The sequence below is a fragment of the Lutibacter profundi genome (assembly GCF_001543325.1).
In the GTDB taxonomy this organism is placed as follows: Bacteria; Bacteroidota; Bacteroidia; order Flavobacteriales; family Flavobacteriaceae; genus Lutibacter; species Lutibacter profundi.
Window position 1 is genome coordinate 2,259,080 of sequence record NZ_CP013355.1, and the last position, 13,550, is coordinate 2,272,629.

The window sequence follows — 13,550 nt, forward strand, 5'->3', positions numbered from 1 at the left end:
CTTTTTTATTAGTGTGTAAAATTATTAGAATTCTATAACTTTTTAACTGATATTAATCAGTAAAAGATGTAAAAAATGTTACTTAACTTCGTACGTTTCTCCAGAGAAAAATAAATCGTCAGTTTTAGTGAATTTTGAATTTGCTTTTACTTCTTCGGTTAAAGCATTTTCTCTCTCTTCTAAGGTAACATCATCAAAACTTCTAATAATTCCTGTTGCTATAGGGTATTCTAACCTAACAAGCATTTGATGTAATGTTGGATCTTTTACTTTTGCGTTGTGTACCAATAAATCTTCTTGTGTAATTCCATTTTCTCCAATGGTTACAACTTCTAATTTAAGACCGTTAAGTATTAAACCTTTGTTACGTTCTTTACCAAAAATCATTGGTTTTCCGTGTTCAAGGAAAATCTGTTTATCTGCTTTTACAGTCTTATCGGTAAATTTAGAAAAACATCCATCGTTAAAAATAACACAGTTTTGTAAAACTTCAACTAGTGAAGTCCCTTTAAATTTGTGAGCTTCGATAAAAATTTGTGACATTTCTTTTGGAACATTACCACCAATTCTTGCAAAAAAGCGTGCGTTAGCACCCAGTGCTAATTCACCTGGGGAGAAAGGAGGTTGTGTATTTCCGTAAGGAGATGATTTTGTTTTTTGACCAACTAATGAAGTAGGAGAGAACTGTCCTTTAGTTAAACCATATATTTCATTGTTGAACAGGATAATATTTAAATCTATGTTTCTTCTTAACACATGAATAAAATGGTTACCACCAATAGCCATTGCATCACCGTCACCTGTCATTACCCAAACGCTTAGGTTTGGATTGGCCAATTTTACACCAGAAGCTATTCCTGGAGCCCTACCATGAATACTATGCATTCCATAGGTGTTCATATAATATGGAAAACGAGAAGAGCAACCAATACCTGATATAAATACAACGTCTTCTCTTTTAACGCCCATTTCAGGTAGTGCTTTTTGCATGGAACGTAAAATAACATAGTCATCACATCCGGGACACCATCTTACTTCTTGATCACTTGTAAAATCTTTAAATGTATATTTTTGAACTGCTGTTTCCATAATTATTTTACTAATTTTTTAAATTCATCTGTTAGTTCCGTATTTCCAAAAGGCAATCCTTGTATCTTGTTTTGTTGTAAAAATTCAAATCCACTAAAATTATTTCTTAAAATTTTAACAAATTGTCCGTTGTTTAATTCACAAACAATAATTTTTTAAATTTAGACAAAATTTCTTTGGTATTTCTTGGAAGAGGGTTTATATAATTGAAATGGGCATAACCAATATTTTTGTAGCCATTATCACTTAGTTGTTTTACGGCAGAATGTAAAGAGCCATAAGTTCCACCCCAACCTATTACTAATAAATCTCCACTATCAGCAAATTCTGTTTTAAGTTTTGGTATAACATTTTTAACTCTTTCAACTTTTTCGGCTCTTATTTTGGTCATTTTTTCATGGTTCTCAGGTTCGTATGAGATATTACCTGTGATACTATCTTTTTCTAAGCCACCAATTCGGTGTTCAAAACCTTTAGTACCAGGAATTGCCCAGTTTCTGGCAAGTGTTTCTTCATCTCTATTATAAGGGTGCCAATTTTCAGTTATTTGGTTAACTAAATTGTTTTTAATTTCAGGCATTTCGCTAATAGATTTAATTTTCCATGGTGCTGAACCGTTTGCAATATATCCGTCAGTTAATAAAACAACAGGAGTCATGTGTTCCAAAGCAAGTTTGGCTGCTTCAAAAGCAAAGTCAAAACAATTAGCAGGAGTACTTGCTGCAATAACAATTACAGGGCTTTCTCCATTTCTCCCATACATTGCTTGTAACAAATCAGATTGTTCAGTTTTTGTTGGTAAACCAGTTGAAGGGCCTCCACGTTGTACATCAACAACTACCAATGGTAATTCAATCATCATTGCTAAACCTAAAGCCTCTCCTTTTAAGGCTAAACCAGGACCTGAAGTAGTTGTAATTGCTAAATCTCCAGCAAATGAAGCTCCAATGGCAGAGGTGATTCCTGCTATTTCATCTTCTGCCTGAAAAGCTTTTACGCCAAAATGTTTGTGTTTCACCAATTCATGTAAAATATCAGTAGCAGGAGTTATAGGGTAGGATCCTAAAAATAATTCTAATCCAGATTTTTCTGCAGCAGCTAAAAGACCCCAAGCTGTAGCTGTATTTCCCATAATAATTCTATAAGTTCCAGCTTCCATTTTAGCAGGTGAAATAGTATAGGAATTTGGAATAAGTTCTAATGTTTCTGCATAAAAATAACCAGCGTTCAATACTTTGGTATTCGCCTCAATTATTTGAGGCTTCTTTTTAAATTTTTTATTAAAAAATTCTATAGTATGTTCTATTGAACGGTCATACATCCAATAAACCATTCCTAGAGAAAACATATTTTTACTTCGTGTAATGGATTTATTATCTAAACCTTCTACATTTTTTAAAGCTTCTTTCGTTAGTCTAGTCATTGATACTTCAATAACTCTATAATTATCTAAACTTCCATCTTCTAATGGGTTGGTTTTGTATTGTGCTTTTTCTAAATTTTTCTTTGTAAAAGCATCAGAGTCTACAATAATAGTATGTCCTGATTTTACAGCATATAAGTTAGTTTTTAAACCGGCAGGATTCATTGCAACCAATAAATCTAAATTATCACCCGGTGTGCTAACTTCAACACTACCAATATGTACTTGAAAACCAGAAACTCCATATAAGCTTCCTTGTGGTGCTCTAATTTCTGAAGGGTAGTTTGGGAATGTTGCAATATCATTACCAAACATTGCGGAAGTGTCAGAAAATTGCGTTCCTGTTAATTGCATTCCGTCTCCTGAATCACCAACAAAACGAATAACTACTGCTTCTAGTACTTCGGGTTGTTGTTTTGTTTTAGCTGTATTCATAATTTTTATGCTAATTAGAAAATTTTGTTTAAATTTATTGAAATTATTTTATATAATAAAAACAAGTTCCAAAGGTATATTTAGTTTCTAAAACAGTAAATGACTTTTGTCACATTTTTTCGTAAAAAAAATAATAATTTTGTAACTTAATAAATATTTAAAATTAGTAAACAATGGCTATTAAAATAACAGACGAATGTATTAACTGCGATGCATGTATCTCAGAGTGTCCAAACAATGCAATATACGAACCAGATAGTGAATGGGCGTATGCAGATGAAACAGCTTTAAGCGGAATGGTAACTACACCTAGCGGTGAAGAGGTTGACGCTGATGCGATGAACGAACCAATATCTGATGAGTTTTATTTTATTGTAACGGATAAGTGTACTGAATGTAAAGGGTTCCATGATGAGCCTCAATGTGCTTCTGTTTGTCCGGTTGATTGTTGTGTTCCTGATGAGGATCATGAAGAAACTGAAGAGCAGTTACTAGCTAAAAAAGCTTGGTTGCACGGAGAGTAAATTTTCTAAACACATAAAAAAAGCATCTATTGGGTGCTTTTTTTATGTGTTAAAATTAAAATACTATTTATCACAATTAGAGTCTTGTCTACCAGCAATGTATGCAATTTCTTCAGCAATATAAACTATTCCCGCTATAGCAGCAAGAGTTCCTAATATCAAAAACCCACCATTAGTATTTTGAAGTTCTTTGGTGCCCATAACTTGAACACCATAATTTTCTAATTTTTTCATAAAGTTAAAATTTTTAATTAAACATTTGTTTTTATGTATTGAAAATTACCTTTAAATTGACAAGAAATAAATTCATAGAAATGAGATTCCTCGTCGCTCCTAAGGTCGCTCTATCGGAATGACAGTGCAATTTTTCAAAAAAAAATACTCTAACTGACGAATTTTACTCTAAAGATATAATATATAAAAAGGGTTTAATCGTTTAACTTTAAAACAGCCATAAAAGCTTCTTGTGGAATTTCTACGTTTCCAACTTGGCGCATACGTTTTTTACCTTTCTTTTGTTTTTCTAATAATTTACGCTTACGTGAAATATCACCTCCATAACATTTAGCCGTAACATCTTTTCTAAGTGCTTTTACCGTTTCACGAGAAATAACTTTTGCACCAATAGCAGCTTGTATTGGGATATCAAATTGTTGGCGAGGTATTAATTGGCGTAATTTTTCACACATTTTTTTACCAATATTATAGGCGTTATCTGCATGAATTAATGCAGAAAGTGCATCAACCGATTGTCCATTTAATAAAATATCAACTTTTACTAATTTTGATTCTTTTAATCCAATTGGATGATAATCAAAAGACGCATATCCTTTTGAAACGGTTTTTAAACGATCATAAAAATCAAAAACAATTTCAGCTAAGGGCATGTCAAAAGTTAATTCAACACGTTCAGGTGTTAAATAGGTTTGGTTGGTTATTTGTCCACGTTTTTCAATACACAAGTTCATTACTGGTCCAACAAAATCAGATTTGGTAATTATAGTAGCTTTGATAAAAGGTTCTTCAACTCTATTTAATTTTGAAGGTTCAGGTAAATCGGAAGGGTTATTAACTAAAAGTACTGTATTAGGGTGCTTATTTGTAAATGCATGATACGATACGTTTGGTACTGTGGTAATTACCGTCATATCAAACTCACGTTCTAAACGTTCTTGAATAATTTCTAAATGAAGCATTCCTAAAAAACCACATCTAAATCCAAATCCTAAGGCAGCTGAGCTTTCAGGGATAAATACTAAAGAAGCATCATTGAGCTTCAATTTTTCCATAGAGTTTCGAAGTTCTTCATAATCGTCGTTATCTACAGGGTAAATACCAGCAAAAACCATTGGTTTCACATCTTCAAACCCATCAATACTATTTTGAGTTGGGTTTACAGCATCTGTAATGGTATCTCCAACTTTTATTTCACTTGCAGTTTTAACACCCGTTATTAAATAACCTACATCACCAGCTTTTATACTTTGTTTAGGAACTTGAGTAAGTTTTAAGGTGCCTACTTCATCAGCGTTATATTCTTTGCCTGTAGCCATAAATTTTACGCGCTCTCCTTTCTTTATTTCACCATTTAAAACTCTGAAATAAGTTTCAATACCACGATAAGAATTATAAACAGAATCAAAAATTAAGGCTTGTAATGGTGCATTTACATCTCCTTTTGGAGCAGGCACTTTTTCAATAATAGCCTTTAAGATATCTTCAACACCAAAACCCGTTTTACCACTTGCATGAATTACTTCATTAGGGCTACATCCTAATAAACCAACAATATCATCAGTAACTTCTTCGGGATTTGCACCAGGTAAATCAACTTTATTTAATACGGGAATAATTTCCAAATCGTTTTCTAAAGCTAAATATAAATTTGAAATAGTTTGAGCCTGGATACTTTGTGCAGCATCAACTATTAATAAAGCTCCTTCACAGGCTGCAATTGATCTTGAAACTTCATAAGAAAAATCTACATGCCCAGGTGTATCAATTAAATTTAACACGTACTTTTCGCCTTCAAAGGTATAGTCCATTTGAATTGCATGACTTTTAATGGTAATACCTCGTTCACGCTCCAAATCCATATTATCAAGTAACTGAGCTTGTTCTTCACGTGCTGTTGTGGTGCCTGTAAAGCTTAATAACCTATCAGCTAAAGTGCTTTTTCCGTGATCAATGTGTGCAATGATGCAAAAATTTCTAATGTTTTTCATACTTCGTAATCCTATCTACAATATTTGCGCAAATATAATCAATTCAGTGGTTTAAATAACGTCCTCTTAATGTTTATTATTCTACCCAATCAGCAACAAATAAATTGGTATCGTGTGTTCCATTGTTATTTCTATTCGAAGAGAAAATCAATTTACTTCCATCAGGTGAAAACATAGGAAAAGCATCAAAAACATTGTCATAAGTAATTTGTTCTAAATTGCTTCCGTCAATATTAATCATAAATAGATTGAAACTGTGTTTGCTTTTGTGATTAGAAGAAAAAATTATTTTCTTTCCTGAAGGATGAAAGAACGGAGCCCAATTAGCATTTCCTAAATTGGTAATTTTAGTTAATTCGCTTCCGTCAATATTGCAAGTATATAATTCCATATTAGTTGGTTGCACCAACCCTTGAGTTAATAAATTTTTATATTCTTTAATTTCTGAAGGCGTTTTTGGGCGAGATGAACGAAAAATTAATTTAGTTCCATCTGGAGAAAAGAAAGCGCCACCATCATAACCTAATTCAAAAGTTATTTGTTTTACGTCACTTCCGTCAATATTCATGGTAAAAAGTTCTAAATCACCTGTTCTTGTTGAGGTAAAAACAATTTTATCACCTTTTGGAGATACCGTTGGTTCAGCATCATATCCGTCTTCAAAAGTGAGTTGTTTTAATTGATTTCCTTTTATATCTGCAATAAAAATATCGTAACTTTTATAAACAGGCCAAATATATTTATTGTCATAATCTTCTTTTTTTGGAACTGGCGGACATTCTGTGCTTACTAAATGAGTAGATGAATACACAATAGTAGAATCTCCTGGTAAAAAATAACTACAAGTGGTTCGGCCTTTTCCCGTACTTATTAATTGAGGAATTTCTGTACTATCTAACGGTTTTGAAGCATCCATAATATAAATTTGATCACATTGTAACCCCCAGACTTTGTTATTTGCCTGAAAAACTATTTTAGAACCATTCGAATTCCAATAAGCTTCGGCATTATCACCGCCGAAAGTTAATTGTTTTACGTTTTTTAAATGTTTTTCTTCTGAATAATGAAGTTTATTTACAATTTTTGTTGCTCCTGATTTTGCATCGAGCTTGTTTTTGTTAGATGATGGTTTACAACCTATAAATAAGATAGTAGCTACTATTAATGTAATATTTAATTTCATAATTTGTATTATAGTTGAAGCCAAAAATACAATATTAAGAATGAACCTAAAAATAATTTATAGAGGTCAGTAGCTAGTTTCATACGATTAAATTCTATTTGTTTGTGTCAGGTTGAGCGCAGTCGAGACCTATTTATGTGAGATATAGTTCTTGTCTGCGCTCGAACAGACAAATTATTTTTGCATTACACTTTTTATATTCAGTGTTTTACCATTTCAAATTTATTTGTAGTTATTTACTGACCTCTAATAATTTAAGTTGGTATATATTATAATTGTATTTTACAATTTTACTTAAGATAAACGAAGTAGGAAATTTATGACATTTAAATTTTTTATATAAAAACAGCTCTAATAAATTTTTAAATTCTGTTAGATTTAAACAGAATAAGAATACTATAAATTTGTGATATTTTGAATTTGCATTAGGGATTGAGGTGGCATCCTTTTTTGTAATGTAACATAGTGAAATAACAAAAAAGATATAACAGAAAGCCCGACCTGAAAGGGAATGCACAAATAAAAAAACGAATAAAAATAATTATGTAATTTTGCAGCCATAAATTTTTTAGGTTTGGTAAAAATTGGAGATATAAAATTAAATGACTTTCCGCTGTTGTTAGCACCAATGGAAGATGTGAGCGATCCGCCGTTTAGAGCATTGTGTAAAGAGCAAGGGGCAGATGTTGTTTATACTGAATTTATTTCTTCGGAAGGGTTAATTCGTGATGCTGCAAAAAGCAAAAAAAAACTGGATATATATGAAAAAGAACGCCCGGTTGGAATTCAGATTTTTGGAGCAAATCTTGAATCTATGTTGCGAACTGTAGAAATTGTTGAACAGTCTAAACCAGATATTATTGATATAAATTTTGGTTGTCCTGTAAAAAAAGTTGTTAGTAAAGGGGCTGGAGCTGGAATTTTGAAAGATATTGACTTAATGGTAGCACTTACTGAAGCTATGGTAAAACACACCAATTTACCCATAACAGTGAAAACTAGATTGGGTTGGGATGAAAGCTCAATACAAATTGTTGAAGTGGCTGAACGTTTACAAGATGTTGGATGTAAAGCGATTTCAATTCATGGTCGTACTCGCGCACAAATGTATAAAGGCAACGCAAATTGGGCACCTATTGCTGAAGTGAAAAATAATTCAAGAATGCATATTCCTGTTTTTGGAAATGGCGATGTAAATACACCTGAAAAAGCAGTTGAAATGCGTGATAAATATGGTTTAGATGGAGCTATGATTGGACGTGCAAGTATAGGAAATCCTTGGTTTTTTAAACAAGTAAAACACTTCTTTGAAACAGGTGAACACCTGCCTGAAATATCTATTGCAGAACGTGTTGAAATGGCTCGAAGACATTTGCAAATGGAAATAGCTTGGAAAGGAGTTGAAATTGTTGGCGTTATGGAAACGAGAAGGCATTACACTAATTATTTTAAAGGAATTCCACACTTTAAAGAATATCGTTTAAAAATGGTAACTTCAGATTCAGCAGAAGAAGTGTACCGTGTTTTTGAAGAAGTTTTACAGAAATTTGCTTAACTCTTTACTAAATAAGTTTATTTAATTCTACTCAACTAATTTTTTAGAAATTCTACTACTTGCAATTTTGGATGCTAAAAATCCTAATATGAGTATGGTTACAATTACAGTAATTACATTTGAGAGTGTTAATTCAACAGGGTAAGCTAAATGTTGCGTTATCATAAACAACTGATACTTTTGTTGAAGTAACACTAAAATAATTCCAGTAGATAGCCCTATAAATAACCCGAATAAAGAGAGCATAAAACCTTGTAAAACAAATATGTGTTTGATTTCTTTTATAGTGGCTCCAATACTGTACAATGTTTTGAGATTGTCTTTTTTATCTAAAATCATCATAATTATTGCGCCAATAACATTGAATAAAGCAATAATTAAAATTAATGTAAAAATTAAATAGGATGCTAAATTTTCTGTATTCAGCATTTTATAAAAAACAGCATTTAATTGCTCTCGGGTTTGAATTTTGAAATTACTGCCAAGTTTGGCTTTAAGTTCAGTTATAATTTGAGCACGGTTATTTAAATTTTTTACTTTTATCTCAATAGCTGAAATTTGTTGTGGTGAATAACTCAATAATTCTTGTGCTAGTTCTAAAGAAGTAAATGTAAATTTTTTATCAAGCTCATCTGTTAATGCAAAAATACCAATAGGTTGGGTGTTTATTTTTTTGAATGCATTTTTAGGGTTTGTAATATAGCCTTTGCCGGGTTTAGGGACATAAATTTTTAAAGGTTCAATAAAATCAAAAACACCAACTGAAAGTGTATTTGAAATCCCGTTTCCAACTACAACGCCTAAAGGTATTTTGGTATCTAGCCAAGTGCCAAGATATACAGTGGTATCTATATTGTTTACATGTACATAATTTGTATCAACACCTTTTATATACGCTATATGTGTTTTTTTATTGTACTCAAAAAAGGCACGTTCTTCAATAACTTTTGAAAAAGAAACTATTCCTTTTTGGGATTTTAATATTTTTTGAATGTTGGTGTTGAAATTATATGATTTTCCTTTAATGGAAGTAATTTTTATATCAGGATCTGAGGTTTTTAAGAATCCTGAACTAAAAGACCTTAAGCCTGAAAATCCGGAGAGTACAATAAATAGAGCTAACGTTCCAATAATAACGCCAATAGCAGCTATGAAGGTAATTATATTTATAGTGTTATTGCCGCTTTTTGAAAATAAATATCGCTTAGCTATGTATAAGGGAAAATTCAAATTAACGTTTTTGACGTTTATCTAAAAGTTCAGGGTTTTTAATAGGATTTCCTTTTTTACCTTTTAAAGCATTGTCAATATCTTCAATATAATCTAAGCTGTCATCAATATAAAAAGAAAGCTCGGGCATACGTCTTAATTGATTTCTAGTACGTTTAGCCATTTCATATCTAATACTTGAAGTGTTTTCCTGAACACCTTTTAAAATAATTTCTCTTTTTAATTGAGGGAAAATGCTGATATATACTTTTGCTTGTGACAAATCTGAGGTGACATGAACTTTGGTAACAGAAATAATAACCCCTCTCATACCATCTTGAGCTGCATGCTGCAAAACATCAGCTAAGTCTTTTTGTAAAACACTTGCTATTTTTTTTTGTCTGTTTGTTTCCATTTTGCAAAGATAATAGTTAAAAGTACATAAATATTATTTTGTTTTAGGATTGTTAGGTTTTTTTAATCAATAATTTATTCAAAGTAATATTTGAGGAGCTTTTAAATCTAAAATTCAGTAAATTTGTTTTGATAATTAATTCAAAGATGAAAAAAATAGAACATATAGGTATTGCAGTTAAAGATTTAGAAAAATCAAATACACTTTTTGCAAGCCTTTTAGGAAAGTCTCATTATAAAATTGAAGAAGTTAAAAGTGAAGGTGTAAAAACTTCTTTTTTTGAAATTGGCTCAAACAAAATTGAATTGTTAGAGGGAACTTCAGAAAATAGCCCTATTTCAAAATTTATAGCCAAAAAAGGTGAAGGCGTTCATCATATTGCATTTGCAGTTGATGATATTTTAAGTGAAGTAAAACGATTAAAAAAAGAAGGATTTGTGGTGCTAAATGAAACTCCTAAAAAAGGAGCTGACAATAAATTAGTAGTATTTTTGCATCCAAAATCTACTAATGGTGTATTGATAGAGCTGTGCCAGGAAGTAGGTTAAATTAGTAGAGCTGTACGGGACTTGTTTAAGTAGTGCCTTCTGAAATTTAAAGGAATATCATAAAATTTAGAAACAAATTAATAATAACTGTAAGTTTGCGTTAGGGATTAAACGGTTTGTTTGAGCTCTTTTAAATTGTAAAATACAATTTAAAAAGCGAGTAGTGAAAGCCCGACCCTGTGGGTAACGCACATAAAATTAAAGGAGTTGTTATTTAACAAATAAACAAATAAACGATTCAGCAACTATTTGTATATTGCGAATTCTTAAATGAAAATTACTATTGGATAAATCTTTTGAAAAATATCAAAAAAGAAGATTGCAATCATCATATTTATCAGTGATTATTAGTATTTCTTTAGTCCTTTTTTTAATAGGTGTATTAGGGTTGTTTGTTATAAAAGCAAAAAGTATAACTGAACATTTTAAAGAGAAGGTGACAATGACTATTTTTTTAAATGACAATGCAGCTAAAAACGATGTAGAAATTTTAAAAGCAGAGTTGAAAAAAGCGGCATACACAAAATCGGTTATTTATATTTCTAAGAAAGAAGCAGCACAAAAATACAGTGAAGAAATAGGTGAAGATTTTATAAAATTTTTAGGAGATAACCCCTTAAAAAATGCGATTGACTTATCATTAAAATCAGCATTTGTAACTCCTGAAAAAATGGCTGAAATAGAAAAAAAATTGTTAAATAGAAGTATAATTGCTGAGGTTTCATATGATAAGCCTTTAATTGAATTATTGACAAAAAATATTACTCGGTTAAGCTTTTGGATGTTAATTTTTAGTGGAGTTTTTACTTTAATAGCAGTAGTTTTAATAAATAGTTCAATACGACTTTCAGTATATTCAAAAAGGTTTACAATAAAAACAATGCAAATGGTTGGTGCAACAAAAGGATTTATTAGAACCCCTTTTATTTGGAAAAGTGTTCAGTTAGGGATTTTGGGAGCTGTGGTTTCTATTTTGGGGATAGTTGCTTTTATTTTGTATATAAATAAAACAATACCAGAATTAGAAATGCTGTCTGATTATGAAATGTTGGGAATCTTATTTATTGCTATAATTGTATTGGGGGTATTAATAACAGGGGTTAGCACGTTTTTTGCTACTCAACGCTTTTTAAATTTAAGAACAGACGAACTTTACTATTAAGAGAATGAAAAAACAAAAAGCAAGAAAAAAACAGGAAAATAAAAACGATTTTTTATTTGGAAAAAGAAATTACACTTTTATGCTAATTGGAGTGGCTTTTATAGCTCTTGGATTTATTTTAATGGCAGGTGGGGGAAGTGATGATCCAAAAATATTTAACCCTGAGATATACAACTTTAGAAGAATTCGTTTAGCACCAACATTAGTTCTTATTGGACTAGCAATAGAGATTTACGCAATCTTAGTTAAAGCTAAAAAATAAGAATGAGTTTTATTGAAGCTATTATTTTAGCCATTATTGAAGGAATAACAGAATACTTGCCAGTTTCATCAACAGGACATTTAATTATAGCCTCTTCTTTCTTTCATATTGCAGGAGATGATTTTACCAAACTATTTACAATTATTATCCAATTAGGAGCAATTTTGGCAGTTGTATTTTTATATTGGAAACGTTTTTTTCAAAGTATTGATTTTTATTTAAAGCTACTTTTTGCATTTATTCCTGCTGTTATTTTAGGGTTGTTATTTAACAATGTAATTGATGAATTATTAGAAAGTCCAATAATTGTTGCTATATCACTTATATTAGGTGGAATTATTTTGCTAAAAGTTGATAACTGGTTTAAATCTAATGAGAATAATAATCAATTAGAAGAACACACTAAAATTACCTATGTAACAGCATTAAAAATAGGATTTTTTCAATGCCTTGCTATGATTCCTGGAACCTCAAGAAGTGGAGCAACTATTGTTGGAGGAATGACCCAAAAATTAAATAGAAAAACAGCCACAGAGTTTTCTTTTTTTTTGGCGGTACCAACAATGCTTGGAGCAACTGCAAAAAAATTATTTGATTATTACCAACAAGGGTTTACCCTAACACCTCAACAAATTAACTACTTGTTAATTGGAAATGTGATAGCATTTATTGTAGCTATATTTGCTATAAAATCTTTTATAGATTATTTAAGTAAACACGGATTTAAATTATTTGGATATTACCGTTTAGTTGTTGGTGTAGCTATTTTAATTATTCATTTTTATATATATCCCTTAACAACGATATAATGAGAACGGTTGAAGATTTTAAAAACGGACAAGTTTTATTGATTGACAAACCATTGAAATGGACCTCTTTTCAGGTGGTAAATAAATTGCGTTGGCATATAAGAAAGCAATTTAATCTTAAAAAAATTAAAGTTGGCCACGCAGGAACTTTAGATCCTTTAGCAACAGGTTTATTAATAATTTGCACTGGGAAATTCACAAAAAAAATAAGTGAATATCAAGGGCAAGAGAAAGAATATACTGGGGAAATAACACTTGGAGCAACTACACCAAGTTATGACTTGGAAACTGAAATAAATGCTACTTTTTCTACAAAACATATTACTGAAGAGTTAATTAATAATACAGCAAAAAAGTTTATAGGTAATTTAGAACAAAAACCACCTATTTTCTCAGCATTAAAAAAAGACGGAAAACGATTGTATGAATTGGCGAGAGAAGGTAAAACTGTTGAAATTAAATTGAGAAAAATTACAATAAGTGCATTTGAGATTACAAAAATAGATTTACCTATAATTAATTTTAGAGTTGTTTGTAGTAAAGGAACATATATTAGATCTTTAGCTTATGATTTTGGAAAAGCATTAAATTCAGGAGCACATTTATCTGCATTAAGAAGAACCAAAATAGGAAATTTTAACGTTGAAAACAGCCAAGGAATTGAGGAGTTTATTGCCAGTTTATAAATTTAAGATTTTTACGAACGAATTT

Annotated in this window: 14 protein-coding genes; 7 read left to right on the top strand and 7 right to left on the bottom strand. The window is 30.8% G+C overall.

Annotated features, from left to right (window positions below; all coding sequences use genetic code 11):
• Positions 1–78: 78 nt before the first annotated feature.
• Together Lupro_RS10005 and Lupro_RS10010 are read right to left on the bottom strand one after the other, a co-directional pair.
• Entirely contained in the window at positions 79–1,089 is a 1,011-nt protein-coding gene (locus Lupro_RS10005; RefSeq protein ID WP_068209578.1) for a 2-oxoacid:ferredoxin oxidoreductase subunit beta, read from the bottom strand.
• Between the two features lie 133 nt (positions 1,090–1,222).
• Positions 1,223–2,947, bottom strand: coding sequence for a 2-oxoacid:acceptor oxidoreductase subunit alpha (locus Lupro_RS10010; protein WP_227807441.1), 1,725 nt, complete (start codon positions 2,945–2,947; stop codon positions 1,223–1,225).
• Between the two features lie 173 nt (positions 2,948–3,120).
• Between Lupro_RS10010 and Lupro_RS10015 the strand changes: the two genes are divergently transcribed.
• Positions 3,121–3,471, top strand: a complete 351-nt coding sequence (locus Lupro_RS10015; protein ID WP_068209581.1) for a 4Fe-4S binding protein — start codon at positions 3,121–3,123, stop codon at positions 3,469–3,471.
• A 63-nt stretch (positions 3,472–3,534) separates the two neighbouring features.
• On the opposite strand, the gene Lupro_RS13555 is transcribed toward Lupro_RS10015, so the two are convergent.
• The 3 genes from Lupro_RS13555 to Lupro_RS10025 all read right to left on the bottom strand — a co-directional run bounded on the left by Lupro_RS13555 (position 3,535) and on the right by Lupro_RS10025 (position 6,879).
• Positions 3,535–3,705, bottom strand: a complete 171-nt coding sequence (locus tag Lupro_RS13555) for a hypothetical protein (RefSeq protein ID WP_158499565.1) — start codon at positions 3,703–3,705, stop codon at positions 3,535–3,537.
• Positions 3,706–3,899: 194 nt separating this feature from the next.
• The gene (gene lepA / locus Lupro_RS10020) at positions 3,900–5,696 is read right to left on the bottom strand and encodes a translation elongation factor 4 (RefSeq protein ID WP_068209584.1); all 1,797 of its coding nucleotides are present in this window, start codon (positions 5,694–5,696) and stop codon (positions 3,900–3,902) included.
• A 76-nt stretch (positions 5,697–5,772) separates the two neighbouring features.
• Positions 5,773–6,879: a TolB family protein gene (locus Lupro_RS10025; RefSeq protein WP_068209587.1), complete on the bottom strand. Its 1,107-nt coding sequence runs from the start codon at positions 6,877–6,879 to the stop codon at positions 5,773–5,775.
• Between the two features lie 574 nt (positions 6,880–7,453).
• Here Lupro_RS10025 and dusB point away from each other — a divergent pair.
• A complete protein-coding gene (dusB, locus tag Lupro_RS10030) occupies positions 7,454–8,434 on the top strand; it encodes a tRNA dihydrouridine synthase DusB (protein WP_068209590.1) in 981 nt (326 codons plus the stop codon).
• Positions 8,435–8,461: 27 nt separating this feature from the next.
• Here the strand turns inward: dusB and Lupro_RS10035 are convergent, their stop codons facing one another.
• Both Lupro_RS10035 and rbfA read right to left on the bottom strand, forming a co-directional pair.
• On the bottom strand, positions 8,462–9,664 hold the full coding sequence (locus Lupro_RS10035) for an ABC transporter permease (RefSeq protein WP_068209593.1): 1,203 nt from the start codon (positions 9,662–9,664) through the stop codon (positions 8,462–8,464).
• A 1-nt stretch (position 9,665) separates the two neighbouring features.
• Positions 9,666–10,058 (bottom strand): 30S ribosome-binding factor RbfA, encoded by a 393-nt coding sequence (gene rbfA, locus Lupro_RS10040; RefSeq protein WP_068209596.1) that lies wholly within the window; start codon positions 10,056–10,058, stop codon positions 9,666–9,668.
• A 146-nt stretch (positions 10,059–10,204) separates the two neighbouring features.
• On the opposite strand from rbfA, the gene mce reads away from it, so the two are divergent.
• From mce to truB, 5 genes are all read left to right on the top strand, one after another.
• Positions 10,205–10,606: a methylmalonyl-CoA epimerase gene (mce, locus tag Lupro_RS10045; RefSeq protein WP_068209599.1), complete on the top strand. Its 402-nt coding sequence runs from the start codon at positions 10,205–10,207 to the stop codon at positions 10,604–10,606.
• A gap of 283 nt (positions 10,607–10,889) precedes the next feature.
• Positions 10,890–11,768, top strand: coding sequence for a cell division protein FtsX (locus tag Lupro_RS10050; protein ID WP_068209601.1), 879 nt, complete (start codon positions 10,890–10,892; stop codon positions 11,766–11,768).
• 4 nt (positions 11,769–11,772) lie between these two features.
• Entirely contained in the window at positions 11,773–12,030 is a 258-nt protein-coding gene (locus Lupro_RS10055; protein ID WP_068209604.1) for a DUF3098 domain-containing protein, read from the top strand.
• A gap of 2 nt (positions 12,031–12,032) precedes the next feature.
• Positions 12,033–12,839: an undecaprenyl-diphosphate phosphatase gene (locus tag Lupro_RS10060; RefSeq protein ID WP_068209608.1), complete on the top strand. Its 807-nt coding sequence runs from the start codon at positions 12,033–12,035 to the stop codon at positions 12,837–12,839.
• A complete protein-coding gene (gene truB / locus Lupro_RS10065; protein ID WP_068209611.1) occupies positions 12,839–13,525 on the top strand; it encodes a tRNA pseudouridine(55) synthase TruB in 687 nt (228 codons plus the stop codon). Before Lupro_RS10060 ends, truB begins: the two co-directional genes overlap by 1 nt.
• Positions 13,526–13,550 lie beyond the last annotated feature (25 nt).